This is a genomic window from Streptomyces sp. NPDC012508 (assembly GCF_042902595.1).
Classification (GTDB): Bacteria; Actinomycetota; Actinomycetes; order Streptomycetales; family Streptomycetaceae; genus Streptomyces.
Genome location: NZ_JBIBEO010000003.1, coordinates 282,791 through 303,615 on the forward strand (window position 1 = coordinate 282,791; position 20,825 = coordinate 303,615).

A 20,825-nucleotide genomic window follows, 5' to 3' on the forward strand; every position below is an offset into this window, starting at 1 on the left:
CATTGGGGAAGGTGTCATGACTGCAAACGTCGACGGAGTGCCCGGTAAATTCGCGACACTCGGGCTGACCTACGACGACGTACTGCTGCTGCCGGGAGCATCCGAGGTGCTCCCCAACGCGGTCGACACCTCGTCCCGTATCTCCCGCAACGTCCGGGTCAACATCCCGCTGCTCTCGGCGGCGATGGACAAGGTGACCGAGTCCCGCATGGCCATCGCCATGGCCCGGCTGGGCGGCGTCGGTGTGCTGCACCGCAACCTGTCCGTCGAGGACCAGGTCAACCAGGTCGACCTGGTCAAGCGCTCCGAGTCCGGCATGGTCACGGACCCCATCACGGTGCACCCGGAGGCGACGCTCGCCGAGGCGGACGCCCTGTGCGCAAAGTTCCGCATCAGCGGTGTCCCGGTCACCAACCCGGACGGCAAGCTGCTGGGCATCGTGACCAACCGTGACATGGCCTTCGAGAGCGAGCGCAGCCGTCAGGTCCGCGAGGTCATGACGCCGATGCCGCTGGTCACCGGCAAGGTCGGCATCTCCGGCGTCGACGCCATGGAGCTGCTGCGCCGCCACAAGATCGAGAAGCTGCCGCTGGTCGACGACGAGGGCGTGCTCAAGGGCCTGATCACCGTCAAGGACTTCGTCAAGGCGGAGAAGTACCCGAACGCGGCCAAGGACGCCGAGGGCCGCCTGCTCGTCGGTGCCGCCGTGGGCGCCAGCCCCGAGGCGCTGGAGCGCGCCCAGGCGCTCGCCGCCGCCGGCGTGGACTTCCTGGTCGTCGACACCTCGCACGGCCACAACAGCAACGCCCTGAGCTGGATGGCGAAGATCAAGTCGAGCGTGAACGTCGACGTGATCGGCGGCAACGTCGCCACGCGTGACGGCGCCCAGGCGCTGATCGACGCCGGTGTCGACGGCATCAAGGTCGGCGTGGGCCCCGGCTCGATCTGCACCACCCGCGTGGTCGCGGGCATCGGTGTCCCGCAGGTCACCGCCATCTACGAGGCCTCTCTCGCCGCCCGTCCCGCCGGTGTCCCGCTGATCGGCGACGGTGGTCTGCAGTACTCCGGCGACATCGGCAAGGCGCTGGCCGCCGGCGCCGACACCGTGATGCTCGGCAGCCTCCTCGCGGGCTGTGAGGAGTCGCCCGGCGAGCTGCTGTTCATCAACGGCAAGCAGTTCAAGTCGTACCGCGGCATGGGCTCGCTCGGCGCCATGCAGTCCCGTGGCCAGGGCAGGTCGTACTCGAAGGACCGCTACTTCCAGGCCGAGGTCGCCTCCGACGACAAGCTCGTGCCCGAGGGCGTCGAGGGCCAGGTGCCCTACCGCGGCCCGCTCTCCAACGTCCTGCACCAGCTCGTCGGCGGTCTGCGCCAGACCATGGGCTATGTGGGTGCCGCCACCGTCGCGGAGATGGAGTCCAAGGGCCGGTTCGTCCGGATCACCTCCGCGGGCCTCAAGGAGAGCCACCCGCACGACATCCAGATGACCGTCGAGGCGCCGAACTACAGCAGGAAGTAACGCAGCGCGACGCGTGGGGCGGTTCCGGCATGTGGCCGGAACCGCCCCACGCGCTTGTGTCGGGGATACTGGTAGGCGCAGACGTAGAGGGAAAGGCCACACATCGTGACTGAGATCGAGATCGGGCGCGGCAAGCGCGGCCGCAGGGCGTACGCGTTCGACGACATCGCCGTCGTACCGAGCCGGCGCACCCGGGACCCGAAGGAGGTCTCGATCGCCTGGCAGATCGACGCCTACCGCTTCGAGCTCCCCTTCCTGGCCGCCCCCATGGACTCGGTCGTCTCGCCGCAGACCGCCATCCGCATCGGCGAGCTGGGCGGCCTGGGCGTGCTGAACCTCGAGGGCCTGTGGACCCGGTACGAGGACCCGCAGCCACTGCTCGACGAGATCGCGGAGATGGACGAGTCCACCGCGACCCGCCGTCTGCAGGAGATCTACGCGGCTCCGATCAAGGAGGAGCTGATCGGGCAGCGCATCAAGGAGGTGCGCGACTCGGGTGTGGTCACCGCCGCCGCGCTCTCCCCGCAGCGCACCGCGCAGTTCTCCAAGGCCGTCGTCGACGCCGGCGTGGACATCTTCGTCATCCGCGGCACGACGGTCTCGGCCGAGCACGTCTCGGGCGCGGCCGAGCCGCTGAACCTCAAGCAGTTCATCTACGAGCTCGACGTCCCGGTCATCGTCGGCGGCTGCGCCACGTACACCGCGGCCCTGCACCTGATGCGCACCGGCGCGGCGGGTGTCCTGGTCGGCTTCGGCGGCGGCGCGGCGCACACCACGCGCAACGTGCTCGGCATCCAGGTCCCGATGGCGACCGCGGTCGCCGACGTGGCCGCGGCCCGTCGTGACTACATGGACGAGTCCGGCGGCCGGTACGTCCACGTGATCGCGGACGGTGGTGTGGGCTGGTCGGGCGACCTGCCGAAGGCGATCGCCTGCGGTGCCGACTCGGTCATGATCGGCTCCCCGCTGGCCCGCGCCACGGACGCGCCGGGCAAGGGCCACCACTGGGGCATGGAGGCCGTCCACGAGGACGTGCCGCGCGGCAAGCTGGTCGACCTGGGCATCGTCGGCACCACCGAGGAGATCCTCACCGGTCCGTCGCACACCCCGGACGGCTCGATGAACTTCTTCGGCGCGCTGCGCCGGGCGATGGCCACGACGGGCTACAGCGAGCTCAAGGAGTTCCAGCGCGTCGAGGTCACGGTCGCGGACTCGCAGCACAAGCGCTGACGTCCGTCCGTCCCATGACGGAGAGGGGCCCCGCACCGTCCGGTGCGGGGCCCCTTCGCGTACGGCTGTTACTGGGACGCCTTCTTCGAGCCCGCGAATGCGGCGAACGCGGCCAGTGCGAAGAACACGAACGTCATGAAGTCCTTGCTCTCGTTCCAGACCTCCATCAGGAGGTCGAACTGCTCGAAGAACATGTCCGTCGCGGACACGTCCAGCTCCTTGCCGAAGATGATGGAGATCGCCAGGAGCTGGCCGAGGTAGACGGCCCCGAGGGACAGTGCGGCGCTGACCACCGGCAGGACCGGGTTGCGGCCGCCGACCTTGCCGGCGGCGAAGCCGACGAGGAAGCCGACACCCACGGCGGCGTAGCCGATCTCCCGGTCGACGGCCCCGGCGAGGCCGCCGTAGAGACCCGCGCCGACGAGAGCCGCGACCAGGGCGGCGACGAGGCCGAGGGCCACGTTGTCGCGGGCGGGCGCCGGCGGCGGAGCGGCCGGGTACGGGGTGGGCGCGGCGCCCTCGGCGAAGGGGTTGCCGGGCGGCGGAACGGGCTGAGACATGGTGCTGATCCCCCCAGGGACACGGGCGCACGGTTGTGCGATCAAGAGCCCGGAGAGTAACAGTCCGCTCCGACACTCCGCCCGGGGGTTTCAGAGCCGGTGGGCCGCGCCCGCCGGGGTGGCGCCGCGGGTGTCGAGGAGGAGCTGCGCCTTGACCGCCAGCCCCTGGAGGTCGTAGGTGCGGTGGTGTTGAAGAAGGACCGTCAGGTCGGCGTGGGCGGCGGCCTCGTAGAGGGAGTCGGCGCGGGGGACCGGGGTGTCGCGGACGCGCCAGTCCAGGACGTGCGGGTCGTGGTAGCTGACGACGGCGCCCAGGTCCATCAGACGGCGCGCGATCTCGTCGGCGGGGGAGCCCTCCCGGTCGGCGAGATCGGGTTTGTACGTGATGCCGAGCAGAAGCACCCGGGCTCCACGGGCCGACTTGCCGTGCTCGTTGAGGAGCGTCGCGCAGCGCTGGATGACGTACTGCGGCATGCGCTCGTTGACCTGGGTAGCCAGTTCGACCATACGGAGCGGGCGGTGGGTCCCCAGACGCTCCACGGGGACGCCGTGGCCCCCGACGCCGGGGCCGGGGCGGAAGGCCTGGAAGCCGAAGGGCTTGGTCTCGGCGCAGCGGATGACGTCCCAGAGGTCGACGCCGAGTTCGTGGCAGAGCACCGCCATCTCGTTGACGAGCGCGATGTTGACGTGCCGGAAGTTGGTCTCCAGGAGCTTGACCGTCTCGGCCTCGCGCGGGCCTCGCGCGCGTACGACCTTGTCGGTGAGCCGGCCGTAGAAGGTGGCGGCGGACTCTGTGCAGGCCGGGGTGAGCCCGCCGATGACCTTCGGGGTGCCGGCGAAGCCGTGCGCGCGGTTGCCGGGGTCGAGCCGGCCGGGGGAGTACGCGAGGTGGAAGTCGCGGCCCGCGCGCAGCCCGGAGCCCTCTTCCAGAGCGTCCCTCAGCACACCTTCGGTGGTGCCGGGGTGGACGGGGGATTCGAGCAGGACCGTGGTGTGGGGGCGCAGCCTGGCGGCGAGGGCACGCGCGGCGTCGAGGACGGCGGTGAGGTCGAGGGTCCGGTCGGGGCCGAGCGGGGTCGGGGCGCAGATGACGGCCGTACGGACCCTGCCGAGCTCGGCCGGGTTGGTGGTGGGCCGGAAGCCCCCCGAGAGCATCCGGCGGATCTCCGACGCGGTGAGCGAGCCGTCGACGGGCGGGCGGCCGGCGGCGAGTTCGGCCACGGGCCGGGGGTCGGTGTCGTATCCGATGGTGTCGACGCCGGCGGCGATCGCGGCCTGGGCGAGGGGGAGTCCGAGGTGGCCGAGGCCGATGACGGCGAGATCAGCGGGCATGAGGGTGGGCCGTCCTTCCCAATAGCCGGAGGGGACGAGACGCGCAAGCCCGGTGGACAGAACGGGGCGAGTGCAATGTCAGACTAGGCGTAAATATGACCGATATGCCGCATTGCGTGGTCAAAGGTCGCCGAGTGTTATCCACAGGCGGTGGCTGAAGTCGGAGGGGCGGGACAGAATCGAGTCTGAGAGCCCGATCACGCAGGGGGACGACGGGAGGCAGCGGTGAGGACAGCGACACTGGGACCGGCCGAGCGCGCCGAGGCGCTCGCGGACATGGCCGAGCGTGAACTGGACGTATTGGTCGTGGGCGCCGGCGTGGTCGGCGCCGGGACGGCACTCGACGCGGTCACGAGAGGACTCTCGACCGGCCTCGTGGAGGCCCGCGACTGGGCATCCGGCACCTCCAGCCGTTCCAGCAAGCTGATCCACGGCGGCCTGCGCTATCTGGAGATGCTGGACTTCGCGCTGGTGCGGGAGGCGCTGAAGGAGCGCGGCCTGCTCCTGGAGCGGCTCGCACCCCATCTGGTGAAGCCCGTCCCCTTCCTCTACCCCTTGCAGCACAAGGGCTGGGAGCGGCTCTACGCGGGCTCGGGCGTCGCGCTGTACGACGCGATGTCGCTCTCCTCGGGCCACGGCCGCGGACTGCCGGTCCACCGCCACCTCTCCCGGCGCAACGCCCTGCGGGTGGCCCCCTGTCTGAAGAAGGACGCCCTGGTCGGCGCCTTGCAGTACTACGACGCCCAGATGGACGACGCCCGCTTCGTCACCACGCTGGTCCGTACGGCCGCCAGTTACGGAGCGAAGGTCGCCAGCCGCGCCCGGGTGATCGGCTTCCTCCGCGAGGGTGAACGGGTCGTGGGTGCCCGGGTCCAGGACGTCGAGGCGGGCGGGGAGTACGAGATCCGCGCGAAGCAGCTCGTCAACGCGACCGGGGTGTGGACGGACGACACCCAGGCGCTCATCGGGGAGCGCGGTCAGTTCCATGTGCGGGCGTCGAAGGGCATCCATCTGGTCGTGCCCAAGGACCGGATTCACTCGAACACCGGACTGATCCTGCGGACCGAGAAGTCCGTGCTGTTCGTGATCCCGTGGGGACGGCACTGGATCGTCGGCACCACGGACACCGACTGGGACCTGGACAAGGCGCATCCGGCCGCGTCCAGCGCCGACATCGACTATCTCCTGGAGCATGTGAACAGCGTCCTGGCCGTGCCGCTCACCAGGGACGACGTCCAGGGTGTGTACGCGGGCCTGCGACCCCTGCTGGCGGGCGAGTCGGACGCCACGAGCAAGCTCTCGCGCGAACACACCGTCGCGCACCCGGTGCCGGGCCTCGTCGTCGTGGCCGGCGGGAAGTACACGACCTACCGGGTGATGGCCAAGGATGCCGTGGACGAGGCCGTGCACGGGCTCGACCAGCGGGTCGCCGCCTGCGTCACGGAGGACGTCCCGCTCCTGGGCGCCGAGGGGTACAGGGCCCTGTGGAACGCCAGAGCGAGGATCGCCGCCCGGGCCGGACTCCATGTCGTCCGGGTCGAGCATCTGCTCAACCGGTACGGCTCGATGACCGAGGAGCTCCTGGCGCTCATCGCCGCCGACCCCGGCCTTGCCGAGCCCCTGGCGGGTGCGGAGGACTATCTCCGCGCCGAGATCGTCTACGCCGCCTCGCACGAGGGCGCCCGGCACCTCGACGACGTCCTGACCCGGCGCACCCGGATCTCCATCGAGACCTTCGACCGCGGGACGCGCAGCGCGCGGGAGTGCGCCGAGTTGATGGCGCCCGTGCTGGGCTGGGACACGCACCAGATCGAGAAGGAGGTGGAGCACTACGAGAAGCGGGTGGAGGCGGAGCGGGAGTCGCAGCGGCAGCCGGACGACCTGACGGCGGACGCGGCCCGGCTCGGCGCCCCCGACATCGTGCCGATCTGACCCGTCCGACGGAGCCGTCGGCGTGCCTCGGACGAACTCGGCTTCGGGGAGGGGACGTTGAGAGGCGTCTGCGGCATCCTGTTCGTACGGGTACGGAACCCGAGGGGGATGCTTCGGCGTCGGGTGCCATGACGGCAGCGCTTTCCCGCGAGGCCCTCTTCTCGGAGTGCGGACCCCGGAGCGGGATCGGTCCCGGGGTGAGAGACAATGGGCTCTCTTCCAGGGCGGGTTACCGCATCGCGGGAAGCGGCAGACGCGGGCGAAGATCAGGGATCGCAGAGGGGACGCATGTCGGAGGCGGAGCAGTCGCGGGACACGGCGCGGGACCCTCGGCGGGACGCCGGCGCGGGTGCCGGAACCGACGGCGACCGAGGTGTGGTTCCCGCGGCACGTGAGGCGGAGCCGGACGGTAAGTCGGGCACGGAATCGGCCGCGGTGGCGGGTGCGGCCGGGCCGGCCGGGACCCGCGGTACGGCCGAGGCCGGTACGACCGGCGGGCCGGAGAAGTCGTCCGGGGCCGCGAGGGCCGGTGCGCCCGGAGCTTCCGGTGTGCCCGGAGCGTCCGGTGCGTCGGGAGCGTCCGGAGCGGAGAAGGCGCCGGGGGCGGAGAAGTCGACGGCCTCCGCGCCGTCGGACGCCGTGCCGTCCGGGGCCAAGGGCGCCGGTTCCGGTGCCCAGCGGGCCGGCGCCGAGCCGTCCGACGCCGTGCCCGGTGCGGCGTCGAAGGCCGAGGCGCCCAAGCTCAGGAAGCCCGCCGGTGGCGGGCGTTCCGGCTCGGCGGAGCGCGCCGGGGCGACGACCGAGGGCCGGTTGCTCGCCGGGCGGTACCGGCTCGACGGCGTCCTCGGGCGCGGCGGCATGGGCACCGTGTGGCGCGCGGTCGACGAGACCCTCGGCCGCACGGTCGCCGTCAAGGAGCTCCGCTTCCCCAACAGCATCGACGAGGACGAGAAGCGACGCCTCATCACCCGGACCCTGCGCGAGGCGAAGGCCATCGCCCGGATCCGTAACAACGGCGCCGTGACCGTCTACGACGTCGTCGACGAGGACGACCGGCCGTGGATCGTCATGGAGCTCATCGAGGGCAAGTCCCTCGCCGACGCCGTCCGCGAGGACGGCACGCTCACCCCGCACCGCGCCGCCGAGGTCGGTCTCGCGATCCTGGACGTGCTGCGCTCGGCGCACCGTCAGGGCATCCTGCACCGCGACGTGAAGCCGTCCAACGTGCTGATCGCCGAGGACGGCCGCGTCGTCCTCACCGACTTCGGTATCGCGCAGGTCGAGGGCGACCCGTCGATCACCTCCACGGGCATGCTCGTCGGCGCGCCCTCGTACATCTCGCCCGAACGGGCCCGCGGCCACAAGCCCGGCCCGGCCGCCGACATGTGGTCGCTGGGCGGACTGCTGTACGCGAGCGTCGAGGGCAGCCCCCCGTACGACAAGGGTTCCGCGATCGCGACGCTCACCGCCGTGATGACCGAGCCCGTCGACCCGCCGAAGAACGCGGGGCCGCTCCTGGAGAAGGTCATCTACGGCCTGCTCGCCAAGGACCCCGACCAGCGGCTCGACGACGCCGGCGCGCGCGTGCTGCTCAGGGCCGTGCTCGACGCGCCCGCGCCCGCCCCGGTGGTGCCCGAGCCGTCGCCCGAGGCGACCCGTGTCGTGCCGCTGCCCCCGGTTCCGCCGGAGCCGCCGAAGGGGTCGGCGACCGCCCCGAAGGAGAAGGCCGCGGACGCTGCCGAGCGGATGCGCGGCGCGCTGAAGTCCGTACGGAACGCGGCCGCATCGGTCCGGCCCGAGCAGAGGCCCAAGCCGCGCCCCGAGCCGCTGCAGGGCGGGAGCAGGCCGGCGCAGCCGCGGGCCTCGCTGACCGACGTCGTACCGCGCCGCACGCTCGTCATCATCGCGGGGATCGTGGTCCTCGCCCTGCTCGGCACCATCCTCGCCGTCGCGCTCGGCGGCGGTGACGACGGCAAGGACGGCACGGCGGGCAAGGGCACCGACAAGACCACCTCGGCCGGGGCCACGGCGGGCGACGGCGACACCGAGGGCAAGGGCGAGACCCCGAGCGACCCCGGTCAGCAGGGCGGCGACCAGCCGTCCGGCTCGGGTTCGGACCCCGGTTCGGGCTCGGGTTCGGGTTCGGGCGGGCAGACCGGCAAGCCGTCGGGGAAGCCGAGCACCGGCGCCCCCGGCACGCAGCTTCCCGCCGGGTACGTCATGGTGACGAACAGCCGGTTCCACTTCGCCATGGCGATGCCGTCCTCGTTCAAGCTCGCCGGCATAGCGGGCCGGAACTCGGGCGGGATCTTCAACGCCGGCGGCGGGTACCCGCGCGTCCAGGTCGACTACAACGGCAGCCCCAAGGACGACGCGGCCGCCGCATGGGCGGCGGCCGTGGCCGGCGTCTCCGCGTCCAGCAACGGCTACCGTCACATCGGCATCAAGGCCGTCTCGTACAAGGGGTACCCGACGGTCGCCGACTGGGAGTTCGAGCGCAATGAGAACGGCATGCGCGTCCGGATACTGAACCGGGGTTTCAAGGTGGACGCCACGCACGGCTACTCGATCATGGTCAGCTGCAAGGCGGACGAGTGGAACGCCACGGCGTGCAAGACGCTGCGGGACACCGCGTTCGCCACGTTCAGCCCCAAGGACTGACCGGCGCCACGTATCGTGAGAGGACGTGGACCGTACGCAGCCGAAAAGCATCGTCAACTGTACGGGCCAAGACCGGAATTGACGGTTTCGCGTATTCCGTGCGATTCATGAGCTGAACGGGATCCGTGCGACCCGGGGGACAGCGCGCTCGGTGGGGAGGCGTCGTGGACGACTACGCGGGAAGGGTGCTCGCCGACCGCTATCGCCTGCCCGTACCGCCGCAGGACGCGTACGAACTCGTCGAGACCCGCGCCTTCGACACGTACAGCGGACAGGAGGTCCTGGTCCACCAGGTGCCCCTGCCCGAGGTCATCGACGCCGAGGTCGTCGACGAGGACGGCACCGGCTTCACCCCGCACCGACCCGCCTCCGGCCGGGCGACCAGGCGGCCCGCCGACCCCGCGGTGCGGCGCGCCGTCGAGGCGGCGCAGGCAGCCGCGCAGATCCCGGACCACCCGCGACTCGACCAGGTCTTCGACGTGTTCGCGGAGGCCGGTTCGCTGTGGATAGTGAGTGAACTGATCGCGGCCAGGCCGCTCGCGGCGCTCCTCGCCGAGCGCCCGCTGACCCCCTACCGCGCCGCCGAGATCGGCTCCGACGTCCTCACCGCCCTGCGCGCACTGCACGCGCACGGCTGGACCCACCGGAACATCACCCCGCGGACGGTGCTCGTCTGCGACGACGGACGCGTGCTCCTGACCGGGCTCGCGGCGGGCGCCGCGGAGGAGGCCCTGTGCGGCTACGCCCCGGTGCCGCTCGCCGAGGACGACGAGCAGGGGTACGACGACGAGCAGGGCTACGAGGGCGGGCAGGGGTACGAGGGCGGGCACGGCTACGAGGACTCGCCGCGGCACGGGGACGAGCAGGCCTACGGGGACGGGCAGCGGTACGCGTACGAGCAGGGACACGGGGACGAGGACGGCCCGGGGGGTGCGCGTACCGGTACGGATGACGACGACGGCGCGCCTCCGGCGAACGAACCGGCGGCACGACCCGAACTCCCGGCGGGCGGCGCCCCTCCGGCCACGGACGTGCGGGCGGCCCGCGCGGGCGCCATCGCCGCGTACCGGGCGGGAGCGCGCGCCGCGGCGCACATCGGCGAGACCGGGGCCGCCGTCCCCGTGCAGCGGCCGGCGCCCGAGCCCGCCGCCGAGTCCGACCCCCGGGCCGCCCACGACCCGGAGCCTCCCGCCGCCCTTCCGACGCCCCCCGCGCCGGTGCCCGCGCAGGGGCTCGGCCCGGAGCCGCGCTGGTGGTCCCAGACCGGCGACGACGAGGACGAGGACGACACCGACGACGAGTACCCGGCCCCGTACCGCAAGGGGTACGGCAGCGAAGGCGGCGGACCGCCCCGCGCGTTGCTCGCCGGTACCTGGAGCGACGGCCCGCACGCCTCGCGCGACGCCTCCGGACCCGTCCCCGCGGGCGGCGGCCACGCGCTGCCCGCCCTCCCCGCCGGCTACGCCCCGGCCCCCGTCCCCGAGCACGTCCCCGTACCCGCCCCCGCCTCCGGCGGGTGGGACGGACCGGCCGAAGCGGGCGCACCGACGTCCGTCTACCGCGGCCCGGCCACCCGGCTCGCCGCCGAACGGGCCCGCCAGGCCCGGATCGCCGTCGTCGGCGCGGTCACCGAGCGCTGGGCGCCCGAGCAGGCGGGACCGGTCCACGAGAACTGGCGCCTTGCCCCGCCCATCGGCCCCGCCACCGACCTCTGGGCGCTCGGCGCGCTTCTCTACCGGGCCGTCCAGGGCCATGCCCCGTACCCCGAGGACAACGCCGCCGAACTCGTCCAGCTGGTCTGCGCCGAGCCCCCGGCCTTCGCCGAGGAGTGCGGCCCGCTGCGCCCCGTCGTCGAGTCCCTGCTGCGCCAGGACCCCACCGAGCGCCCCGACTTCGAGGAGCTGCGCGGCTGGCTGCGCTCGCTCGTACGGTCCGCCCCGGAGCCGGAGGCGGGCATGGGGATCGTCCCTCTGCCGTCCGTGGACGCGACGCGGCTGCCCGTCGTACGGCGCCGTGGCGAGCTGGTGCGCAGGCGCCGCGGCGGAGCGGCGGGGGGCCGGCACCGGCACCGCAAGGGCAGGCGCCACCAGGAGCTGCCCGCCCACGACGAGCCTCAGGCCCGACACGAGGCCCAGGCCGTACGGCACGAGCGCCAGGGCGTACGCCATGAGCCCCAGGCCGTCCGACGCGAGCCCGGGCAGCGGCAGCCGCGCCAGGACTTCGCCCAGGAGCGCTTCCACGAGGAACTCCCTCAGCGGGCGCCCCGTGCTCCCCGCCCGCCCCGAGCGCCGCGGGGCGCGGGCGGAGCCGGCCGTTCTCCGCGCTCCCTCGGCCTCACGCTCCTGCTCCTGGTCCTCCTCCTGCTCGTCGGAGCCGTCGCGTACGCCGTGCTGTTCCTGCCCAAGGACGGTGCCGACGGCGGGCAGCCCGCCGCCCACACGGGGGCGCCCACCACCGCGCCCCAGTCCCCGCCGTCCGGCAGGCCCAGCCCCGGGCCGAGCACCAAGCCCGGCACCACGCCCGGTCCCACGAAGACGAATCCGCCGGCCGCCACCCCGAGCGCGCCCGCCCTCGCCGCCGGGTACACGCTCCGGAAGGACCCGGAAGGGTTCGAGGTCGGTGTCCCCAAGGACTGGCGCCGCAGCCCGATCAACGACGCCGGGCAAGTCCGCTACACCGGGGGAGATTTCACCCTGATCGTCGTTCCCGGCCGGGACACCGTGCAGGCCAACGGCTCGGACCCGATGGCGTACCAGCGGACCAAGGAGCGCGAGCTCCAGCCGTGGCGGGACTCCAGCTGGTCCGGTGCCACCGGTCTGCGGCGGATCGACGTGGGGCAGCAGTCCATGGCGGTGGGCCAGTTCACCTGGCAGGACAGCACGGGCCGCGATGTCTTCGTCCGTAACCTCGCCCTGATCGAGGACGGCCGCTACCACGTCGTCCAGGTCATCGGTCCGGAGAGCGAACGCGACAAGGTGTCGGAGATCTACGACCAGGCGGTGAAGGTCTACCGCGCCACCCGCTGACCGGGCCCGGCGGTGACACGTCGGCCCCCGCGAACAGGCCTTCCGGTCAGGTGACGAAGCCCCCCGTCGGCCACCTGAACAGGCCACCTCGGTCACCTGGAGCGGCCCTCTGCGGTCACGTGAACGGGCACCCGTCGGTCACGGTGCGGTTCCTTTGCCAGCCCCGAGGTTCCGTCCTCCGTGCCCCCCTCCGTAACCTGGCATCCGAAGGAACAGGCGGGGGACAGTGGAACATTCTCAGGGTGCGGACACGGGCGCGGGACTTCTGCTCGCGGGGCGGTACCGGCTGGGCGAGGCCATCGGCCGCGGCGGCATGGGCAAGGTCTGGCGCGCGCACGACGAAGTACTGCACCGGGTGGTGGCGGTCAAGGAGTTGACGGCGGGTCGGTTCGTGGCCGAGGCCGACCGCCTCGTCCTGCACGCCCGTACGCAGAAGGAGGCCCGCGCGGCCGCGCGGATCACCCATCCCGGCGTGGTCACCGTGCACGACGTCCTGGAGCACGACGACCGGCCGTGGATCGTCATGCAGTACGTCGACGGACCCTCGCTCGCGGACGCCGCGAAGGAGGCCGGCACGATCGAGGCCCGCGAGGCGGCCCGGATCGGCCTGCACGTCCTTGGTGCCCTGCGCGCCGCGCACGCCGCGGGGGTCCTGCACCGGGACGTCAAGCCCGGCAACGTCCTGCTGGCCCGCGACGGGCGGGTGCTGCTCACCGACTTCGGTATCGCGGCCATCGAGGGCGACTCGACGATCACCCGGACCGGTGAACTCGTCGGCTCCATCGACTACCTGGCGCCGGAGCGGGTACGGGGCGGCGACCCCGGCCCCGCCTCCGACCTCTGGTCGCTGGGCGCGACGCTGTACTCGGCGGTGGAGGGGACCTCGCCGTTCCGGCGGACCTCGCCCATCAGCACCATGCAGGCCGTGGTGACCGAGGAGCCGCCGCATCCGGCCAAGGCGGGCGCGCTCGCCCCCGTCATCGTGGCGCTGCTCCGCAAGGACCCGGCGGAGCGGCCGCGCGCGGACGAGGCCGAGCGGATGCTGCTCGACGCCATGGAGGGCCGTTCGCCGCAGGCCGCGCAGGCGTACGTGCCGACGCGGCGGGTGGGGCAGGAGGAGCTGGTCTCCGCGACCGCCGAGCTCCCGGCACAGCAGCCCCCCGGTCCCACGGCCACCCCCGTCTCGACCCCTGTTCCCCCGCCCGTCCCCACCCCCGCCGCCGGGCTCCGCCCCGGGGGACGCGAGCCCAAGGGCCGCGGCCGGTGGCGTTCGGCGGTCCTGGCGGCCGTTCTCGCCGGCCTGGTCGCCGGTGGAGCCGTCTTCGCCGCCATGCACTACTCCGGCGGAGGCGGCAAGGCCGGGAACGCCGGTCACACCACGCAGCCCGAGGTGACGAAGGCCGCCAAGGACACCCTCCCGGACGGCTGGCACCGCGTCGAGGACGAGAAGGGCTTCAGCCTGGCGGTGCCGAAGGGCTGGAAGCGCCAGACGGAGGGCGACAGCATCGACTACACGCCGGACAACGGACGGCACCGGATCCGGATCAGTGTCGACCCCACTCCCGACTTCGAGAACCCGTACGTGCACGTGCTGGACCTGGAGAAGACGCTGAAGAGGCGGCTCCAGTACAAGCGGATCAAGCTGAACCAGAACACCTACCGCGACCAGGTCCGCTCCGCCCGGTGGGAGTTCACCTGGTACGAGAAGCAGGAGTTCCCGGGCCCGAGACACGCCATCGACCAGCTGTACTTCGCGGACGACGGCACCGAGTACGCCGTGTACATGTCCTCGCCGGAGTCGAGCTGGGAGACCACCCGGGAACAGTTCGACGTCGTCCTGAAGTACTGGCGGGCGCCGGGCGAGCAGACGGGCTGAGCAAGCGGGATTCGCACTCCCGGCCGACCGTAAGCCGCTGATCAGGGCTTATGTGCCAGCGATCGCTGGCGCGATTGTGCGCACCCGGTGAAAACGCGTTACCGACGGGTACCCAAAGGGCGGAATGCGGCCTACTCTCGCCCTCATGACGGACTCGCAGGCACCCACCGCCCTGGCCACCGCCGCCCTCGGCACGAACCCCCTCGCGCCCTCGCCGGCCGGTGCCCGTACCGCCGCCGACGTGGTCACCCCCGAGGTGGTCGCCCAGCTCACCCGCGGTGTCGCCGGTTCCGGCCGCACCTCGAACCACACCCCCTTCACCGGGGAGAAGCTGGCCGACCTGCCCGAGTCCACCCCCGAGGACGTCGCCGAGGCCTTTGCCCGCGCCCGCGCCGCCCAGGCCGTCTGGGCCGCGACTCCCGTCAAGGCCCGCGCGGCCGTCCTGCTCCGCTTCCACGACCTGGTCCTGGAGCGCCAGGGCGAGGTCCTCGACCTCATCCAGCTGGAGACGGGCAAGGCCCGTCTGCACGCCCACGAAGAGGTCCTGGCCGTCGCGGTCGCCGCCCGCCACTACGGCCGCAAGGCCCCCGCCTACCTGCGCCCCAAGCACCACACCGGCGTCGTACCGACCCTCACCAAGGTCACCGAGCTGCGCCAGCCGCGCGGTGTCGTCGGCCAGATCGCACCCTGGAACTACCCCCTGGAGCTGTCGGTCGGCGACGCGCTGCCCGCCTTCGTCTCGGGCAACGCCGTCGTGATGAAGCCGGACACCGAGACCGCGCTCACCGCGCTCTGGGCCCGTGACCTGCTGATCGAGGCCGGGCTGCCCGCCGAGGTCTTCCAGGTCGTCCTCGGCGAGGGCCCGGTCGTCGGCCCCGAGGTCGTGAAGCACGCCGACTACGTCTCCTTCACCGGCTCCACCCGTACGGGCCGCCAGGTCGCCCAGGGCGCCGCGGCCCGGCTCGTCGGTGTGACCCTCGAACTCGGCGGCAAGAACGCCATGCTGGTCCTCGAGGACGCCGACATAGAGAAGGCCGCCGCCGGCGCCGTCCGCGCCTGCTTCTCCTCCGCCGGCCAGCTCTGCATCTCCATCGAGCGGCTGTACGTCCACGAGTCGGTCGCCGACGACTTCGTCGCCCGCTTCGCCGCCCGTACGAAGGCGATGCGGCTCGGCAACTCCCTCTCCTACGGCGCCGACATGGGCTCCCTCGTCGGCGAGCGGCAGCTGGAGACGGTCACGAAGCATGTGGAGGAGGCCGTCGCCAAGGGCGCCAAGCTGGTCGCCGGAGGTGTCGCCCGCCCGGACATCGGCCCGCTCTTCTACGAGCCGACCATCCTCGACGGCGTCGAGGCGCCCATGGCCGTCTGCACCGAGGAGACCTTCGGACCGGTCGTCTCGATCTACCGCTTCAAGGACGAGGGCGAGGTCGTCGAGCTGGCCAACGCCACCCCGTACGGACTCAACTCCTCCGTCTGGACGAAGGACTCGCGGCGCGGCCACGCCATCGCCGCCCGGCTGCGCACCGGCACGGTCAACATCAACGAGGGGTACGCGCCGGCGTACGGCAGCGTCCAGGCACCGATGGGCGGCATGAAGGACTCCGGGCTCGGCCGGCGCCACGGCTCCGAGGGCATCCTCAAGTTCACCGAGGCCCAGACCGTCGCCCAGCAGCGGCTGATCCCGCTCGCCCCCTCCTTCGGGATGGACGACGAGAAGTACGCCGCGTTCATGAGCCTGTCCCTGAAGGCGATGAAGGCCCTGCGCCTGCGCTGACGCCCTGCCTGCCCCTTCCCGCCCCTTTTCGCACGAGGAGAGCCATGACCGCGGTACCCCCTGCCCAGAATCAGGACGAGGACGACCTGGACTCGGCGTACGACTACGACGTCATCGTGGTCGGCTCCGGGTTCGGCGGCTCGGTCACGGCCCTGCGCCTGACCGAGAAGGGCTACCGGGTCGGCGTCCTGGAGGCGGGCCGCCGCTTCACCCGTACGGAACTGCCCAGGAACTCCTGGGACCTGAAGAACTTCCTCTGGGCCCCCGCCCTCGGCCTCTACGGCATCCAGCGCATCCACCTGCTGGGCAACGTCATGGTGCTGGCCGGCGCGGGCGTGGGCGGCGGCTCGCTGAACTACGCCAACACCCTCTACGTACCGCCCACGCCGTTCTTCCAGGACCCGCAGTGGAAGGACATCACCGACTGGCAGGAGGAGCTGGCGCCGTACTACGACCAGGCCAAGCGGATGCTGGGCGTACGGCTCAACCCGACCATGACCCCCTCGGACGTCCACCTCAAGGCGACCGCGCAGGCCATGGGCATCGGCGACACCTTCCACATGGCGCCGGTCGGGGTCTTCTTCGGTGACGGCGAGGACGCCGGGGGCGCGGTGAAGGCGAAGCCGGGCACGGAGGTCGCCGACCCGTACTTCGGCGGCGTCGGACCGTCGCGCACGGCGTGCACCGAGTGCGGCGAGTGCATGACGGGCTGCCGCCACGGCGCCAAGAACACCCTCAACGAGAACTACCTCTACCTCGCCGAGAAGGCTGGCGCCGTCGTCCACCCGATGACCTCGGTCGTCGCCCTGACCGAGGACTCGCGCGGCGGGTACGCCGTCAAGACGCTGCCCACGGACGACAGGAAGAGGGGCAGGGGCCGGACGTTCACGGCGCCACGGGTCGTCGTCGCGGCCGGTACGTACGGGACGCAGTCGCTGCTGCACCGGATGAAGGACACCGGGCTGCTGCCCCGGATCTCCGCCCGGCTCGGCGAGCTGACCCGTACCAACTCGGAGGCGCTGGTCGGCTCGCAGACCACCGACCGGCGCTACCGCAAGAAGCACGGCGCGGCGAAGGTCGACTTCACGCGCGGCGTCGCGATCACCTCCTCCATCCACCCGGACGAGAACACCCACATCGAGCCGGTCCGCTACGGCAAGGGCTCCAACGCCATGGGCGGCATGACGGTCCTCCAGGTGCCCTACGGCGCGCATCGCGTACGGAACTGGCTCCTGGAGATGGTCAAGCACCCCACCCTGGCCCTCCGCGCCCTCTCCAACCGCCGCTGGTCGGAGCGGACGATCATCGGTCTCGTCATGCAGTCCCTGGACAACTCCCTGACGACCTACCGCAAGCCGGGCGGCGTCGGAAAGGGCCTGCTCACGGCCCGCCAGGGGCACGGCGCGCCGAACCCGAACCAGATCCCCGAGGCGACCCGCGCGGCCTCCCTGCTCGCCGAGGAGATCAACGGCTTCGCCGGCTCCAACATCGGCGAGCTGATGGGCACCCCGCTCACCGCGCACTTCCTGGGCGGCTGCCCGATCGGCGCGGACGCGGAGACCGGTGTCATCGACCCGTACCACCGGCTCTTCGGCCACCCGGGCATCTCGGTCGTCGACGGGGCGGCGGTCTCGGCCAACCTCGGCGTCAATCCGTCGCTGACGATCACGGCGCAGGCCGAGCGGGCGATGTCTCTGTGGCCGAACAAGGGCGAGGAGGACCCGCGCCCCGGCCAGGGCGAGGCGTACGTCCGCGTCGCGGCCGTCGCCCCGAAGTCCCCGGCGGTCCCGGCGGACGCCTTCGGCGCGCTGAAGCTGCCGTTCCTGGGGATGCCGGCAGTTCCGCCGAAGAAGGCGTAGCCGGTTCCGGACACGGAAGAGGCGCTGCACCCCCCTCCGAGTGCAGCGCCTCTCCAGCTTCTGGGTGGTGCTGCATACATGACCTGTGTCCAGAGGGATTGGTTGTAGGCGATCGGAGAAATCTTCATGTGACGCGCGTCACGTGCTCCGGAGGGTGCCGTTCCCGGGCAGCGCAAGGGCCCCGTGGCGCGATTCCGGTCGCGGCACGGGGCCCTTGGCGATCGGCACCGGTGTCAGGGCGGCGGCGGTGCCGGGGGAGCGCGGCGCCCGGGGGTCGCGCCGCGAGGGTGGCGTGGGGTGGAGGGACGGGGAGGGGTGGGAGGTGTTCGTGCTGGACGGACGCCGGCGCATCCGTCTGGACCGGTTGCGGTCGGCCCCGGGCGTCCCCGGGGCCGACCGCCCTTTATGGGTGACCGGGCTGCTGTCCCCTGCCGTCCGGTCACGCGCGCTGGGGCGAGGTCCCACGACGTACTTGCGGTACGTCACACGCCCCAGCGAAGCCACGCGTGGTTTTTTCGGGCCCGCCCCTGGCTGGCACGGACACCGGGACCAACGAAGGGGTCCGCGAGGCGGTCACGCGCCGTACGGGTGAGAGCGGGCCCGAACTCAGGTCCGTCACCCCGCCCGCGGGGGGCACCCGGGTACGCGGATCGGACGTGCGCGTGCCCTCGGGTCGGACGGGCGCGTGTCCTCAGCTCGGACGTGCGCGTGTCCTCAGATACGGCCCCGGCAGAGCTCCAGCATCGTCATCGCCAGGGCCGTGCCCGGCTTGCCCAGCGCGTCCCTGAAGTGTCCGAGCACCTCCATCTCGCGCGCGAGGTTCACCCGGCGGCCGCCCGAGCCGATCCGGGCCTCCTGGATCACGGCCGAGACGGCCATCCGTTCCTGGATCAGGCCGATGATCCGGTCGTCGAGCGCGTCGATCCGCTCGCGCGCGTCGCCGATGAGCGCGGCGGCCTCGTCGGTGCGGGCGCCGGTCTTCTCGGTCGGGGTCGCGGGGGTCTGGGTCATCGCGGTCATGGTGGGCTCCTTTTTCGTGGGGTGCCCCGGAGCGGCAGGGCCCGGAAACGACAGAGCGCCCCGGGCCTTGTCGGCCCGGGGCGCCTGGGAAGTCGCTTGTCAGTTGCTCAAGCAGCACGACCATGGCAGCCGGACGGGCCGGTGCCATAGGTAAAGACGAAGGTCGTGAGCTTGCGCATGCGGACAGTATGGACCCCGCCGCCGCGGCCGGGACAACCCGGGTTCGGATGGTGAGACGAAAAGCGAGCCCGGCGCGCCGGTAGAATCGACAAATAGCCCCCTTCGGGGGAACCCCTCCCTACCGCCGGAAGGCCGCCGTAGTGTCATCAGCGACTCCCGCTGCCGCGCCCGACGTCTCCAACCCGGACGTAGTCCTCGTTGTCGACTTCGGCGCCCAGTACGCCCAGCTCATCGCCCGACGCGTCCGTGAGGCGCGGGTCTACAGCGAGATCGTCCCGTCCACCATGCCGGTGGCCGAGATGCTGGCCAAGAAGCCGAAGGCGATCATCCTCTCCGGCGGCCCGTCCTCCGTGTACGCGGAAGGCGCCCCGCGCCTCGACCGCGCGCTCTTCGAGGCCGGTGTCCCCGTCTTCGGCATGTGCTACGGCTTCCAGCTGATGGCGACGACCCTCGGTGGCACCGTCGACAACACGGGCGCCCGCGAGTACGGCCGTACGCCGCTGCACGTCTCCAAGGCCGGATCGACCCTCTTCGAGGGCACCCCGACCGAGCAGTCCGTGTGGATGTCGCACGGTGACGCCTGCTCCGCCGCCCCCGAGGGCTTCGCCGTCACCGCGTCCACGGACGTCGTACCGGTCGCCGCCTTCGAGAACGACGAGAAGAAGCTGTACGGCGTCCAGTACCACCCCGAGGTGCTGCACTCCACGCACGGCCAGCAGATCCTGGAGCACTTCCTCTACCGGGGCGCCGGCATCGAGCCGACCTGGACCACCGGCAACGTCATCGACGAGCAGGTCGCGGCCATCCGCGAGCAGGTCGGCACCAAGCGCGCCATCTGCGGTCTGTCCGGTGGCGTCGACTCCGCCGTGGCGGCCGCCCTCGTGCAGAAGGCCATCGGCTCGCAGCTCACCTGCGTGTACGTCGACCACGGTCTGATGCGCAAGAACGAGACCGAGCAGGTCGAGAAGGACTTCGTCGCCGCGACCGGCGTCCAGCTGAAGGTCGTCGACGCGCAGGAGCGCTTCCTCGCCGCCCTCGCCGGGGTCTCCGACCCCGAGCAGAAGCGGAAGATCATCGGGCGCGAGTTCATCCGTGTCTTCGAGCAGGCGCAGGCGGAGATCGTCGCCGAGTCGGCGGGCGCCGGCGAGGACGTCGCGTTCCTCGTCCAGGGCACGCTCTACCCGGACATCGTCGAGTCCGGCGGCGGTACCGGCACCGCGAACATCAAGTCCCACCACAATGTGGGCGGCCTCCCCGAGGACCTGGAGTTCGAGCTCGTCGAGCCGCTGCGCCAGCTGTTCAAGGACGAGGTCCGCATGGTCGGCCAGGAGCTCGGCCTGCCGGAGGAGATCGTCCAGCGACAGCCGTTCCCGGGCCCCGGCCTCGGCATCCGTATCGTCGGCGAGGTCACCAAGGAGCGCCTGGACCTGCTGCGCGAGGCCGACGCCATCGCCCGCGAGGAGCTGACGGCCGCCGGTCTCGACCGCGAGATCTGGCAGTGCCCCGTCGTGCTGCTCGCCGATGTGCGCTCGGTGGGCGTGCAGGGCGACGGCCGGACGTACGGTCACCCGATCGTCCTGCGTCCGGTCTCCTCCGAGGACGCCATGACGGCGGACTGGACGCGGATGCCGTACGACGTCCTGGCGAAGATCTCGACCCGCATCACCAACGAGGTCGCCGATGTGAACCGTGTGGTGCTCGATGTGACGAGCAAGCCGCCGGGCACCATCGAGTGGGAGTAGTACCGCCGGTCACTCCCGTAGGCGTGTGAAGCCGCCGCCCCCACCATCCGGGGGCGGCGGCTTCGTCGTCCCGGCGTCTTCGGCGTGCTCGGCGGCTTCTTCGTGTGATCTCTC

12 protein-coding genes are annotated in these 20,825 nt (G+C 72.0%); 9 read left to right on the forward strand and 3 right to left on the reverse strand.

Features of this window, described 5'->3' with window-relative positions; genetic code table 11:
- Positions 1-16 precede the first annotated feature (16 nt).
- Both guaB and ACFY8U_RS11775 read left to right on the forward strand, forming a co-directional pair.
- Positions 17-1,519, forward strand: a complete 1,503-nt coding sequence (guaB, locus tag ACFY8U_RS11770; protein ID WP_361442577.1) for an IMP dehydrogenase — start codon at positions 17-19, stop codon at positions 1,517-1,519.
- Between the two features lie 105 nt (positions 1,520-1,624).
- Positions 1,625-2,749, forward strand: coding sequence for a GuaB3 family IMP dehydrogenase-related protein (locus ACFY8U_RS11775; RefSeq protein WP_361596371.1), 1,125 nt, complete (start codon positions 1,625-1,627; stop codon positions 2,747-2,749).
- Between the two features lie 68 nt (positions 2,750-2,817).
- Here the strand turns inward: ACFY8U_RS11775 and ACFY8U_RS11780 are convergent, their stop codons facing one another.
- A complete protein-coding gene (locus ACFY8U_RS11780; protein ID WP_389568801.1) occupies positions 2,818-3,309 on the reverse strand; it encodes a hypothetical protein in 492 nt (163 codons plus the stop codon).
- 90 nt (positions 3,310-3,399) lie between these two features.
- Positions 3,400-4,641 carry a nucleotide sugar dehydrogenase gene (locus tag ACFY8U_RS11785; RefSeq protein ID WP_389568803.1) on the reverse strand — a complete coding sequence of 414 codons (1,242 nt, stop codon included), beginning with the start codon at positions 4,639-4,641 and terminating at the stop codon, positions 3,400-3,402.
- A gap of 225 nt (positions 4,642-4,866) precedes the next feature.
- Between ACFY8U_RS11785 and ACFY8U_RS11790 the strand changes: the two genes are divergently transcribed.
- The 6 genes from ACFY8U_RS11790 to ACFY8U_RS11815 all read left to right on the forward strand — a co-directional run bounded on the left by ACFY8U_RS11790 (position 4,867) and on the right by ACFY8U_RS11815 (position 17,769).
- A complete protein-coding gene (locus ACFY8U_RS11790; protein ID WP_389568806.1) occupies positions 4,867-6,573 on the forward strand; it encodes a glycerol-3-phosphate dehydrogenase/oxidase in 1,707 nt (568 codons plus the stop codon).
- A 288-nt stretch (positions 6,574-6,861) separates the two neighbouring features.
- Positions 6,862-9,234: a serine/threonine-protein kinase gene (locus tag ACFY8U_RS11795; protein ID WP_389568809.1), complete on the forward strand. Its 2,373-nt coding sequence runs from the start codon at positions 6,862-6,864 to the stop codon at positions 9,232-9,234.
- 164 nt (positions 9,235-9,398) lie between these two features.
- Positions 9,399-12,260, forward strand: coding sequence for a serine/threonine protein kinase (locus ACFY8U_RS11800; protein ID WP_389568812.1), 2,862 nt, complete (start codon positions 9,399-9,401; stop codon positions 12,258-12,260).
- A gap of 226 nt (positions 12,261-12,486) precedes the next feature.
- Positions 12,487-14,136: a serine/threonine-protein kinase gene (locus tag ACFY8U_RS11805; RefSeq protein ID WP_389568814.1), complete on the forward strand. Its 1,650-nt coding sequence runs from the start codon at positions 12,487-12,489 to the stop codon at positions 14,134-14,136.
- A gap of 145 nt (positions 14,137-14,281) precedes the next feature.
- Positions 14,282-15,910, forward strand: coding sequence for a succinic semialdehyde dehydrogenase (locus ACFY8U_RS11810; RefSeq protein ID WP_389568817.1), 1,629 nt, complete (start codon positions 14,282-14,284; stop codon positions 15,908-15,910).
- Between the two features lie 44 nt (positions 15,911-15,954).
- A complete protein-coding gene (locus tag ACFY8U_RS11815) occupies positions 15,955-17,769 on the forward strand; it encodes a GMC oxidoreductase (protein WP_389568819.1) in 1,815 nt (604 codons plus the stop codon).
- A 714-nt stretch (positions 17,770-18,483) separates the two neighbouring features.
- On the opposite strand, the gene ACFY8U_RS11820 is transcribed toward ACFY8U_RS11815, so the two are convergent.
- Positions 18,484-18,780, reverse strand: a complete 297-nt coding sequence (locus tag ACFY8U_RS11820) for a chorismate mutase (protein WP_361442986.1) — start codon at positions 18,778-18,780, stop codon at positions 18,484-18,486.
- A gap of 329 nt (positions 18,781-19,109) precedes the next feature.
- Between ACFY8U_RS11820 and guaA the strand changes: the two genes are divergently transcribed.
- The gene (gene guaA, locus ACFY8U_RS11825) at positions 19,110-20,711 is read left to right on the forward strand and encodes a glutamine-hydrolyzing GMP synthase (protein WP_361596401.1); all 1,602 of its coding nucleotides are present in this window, start codon (positions 19,110-19,112) and stop codon (positions 20,709-20,711) included.
- Positions 20,712-20,825: the final 114 nt, after the last annotated feature.

What these genes read in the sequence shown, in the direction of transcription:
- guaB (WP_361442577.1), top strand. Translation starts at nt 17, where the DNA reads ATGACTGCAAACGTCGACGGAGTGCCCGGTAAATTCGCGACACTCGGG.
- ACFY8U_RS11780 (WP_389568801.1), bottom strand. Translation starts at nt 3,309, where the DNA reads ATGTCTCAGCCCGTTCCGCCGCCCGGCAACCCCTTCGCCGAGGGCGCC.
- ACFY8U_RS11785 (WP_389568803.1), bottom strand. Translation starts at nt 4,641, where the DNA reads ATGCCCGCTGATCTCGCCGTCATCGGCCTCGGCCACCTCGGACTCCCC.
- ACFY8U_RS11795 (WP_389568809.1), top strand. Translation starts at nt 6,862, where the DNA reads ATGTCGGAGGCGGAGCAGTCGCGGGACACGGCGCGGGACCCTCGGCGG.
- ACFY8U_RS11810 (WP_389568817.1), top strand. Translation starts at nt 14,282, where the DNA reads ATGACGGACTCGCAGGCACCCACCGCCCTGGCCACCGCCGCCCTCGGC.
- ACFY8U_RS11815 (WP_389568819.1), top strand. Translation starts at nt 15,955, where the DNA reads ATGACCGCGGTACCCCCTGCCCAGAATCAGGACGAGGACGACCTGGAC.
- ACFY8U_RS11820 (WP_361442986.1), bottom strand. Translation starts at nt 18,780, where the DNA reads ATGACCCAGACCCCCGCGACCCCGACCGAGAAGACCGGCGCCCGCACC.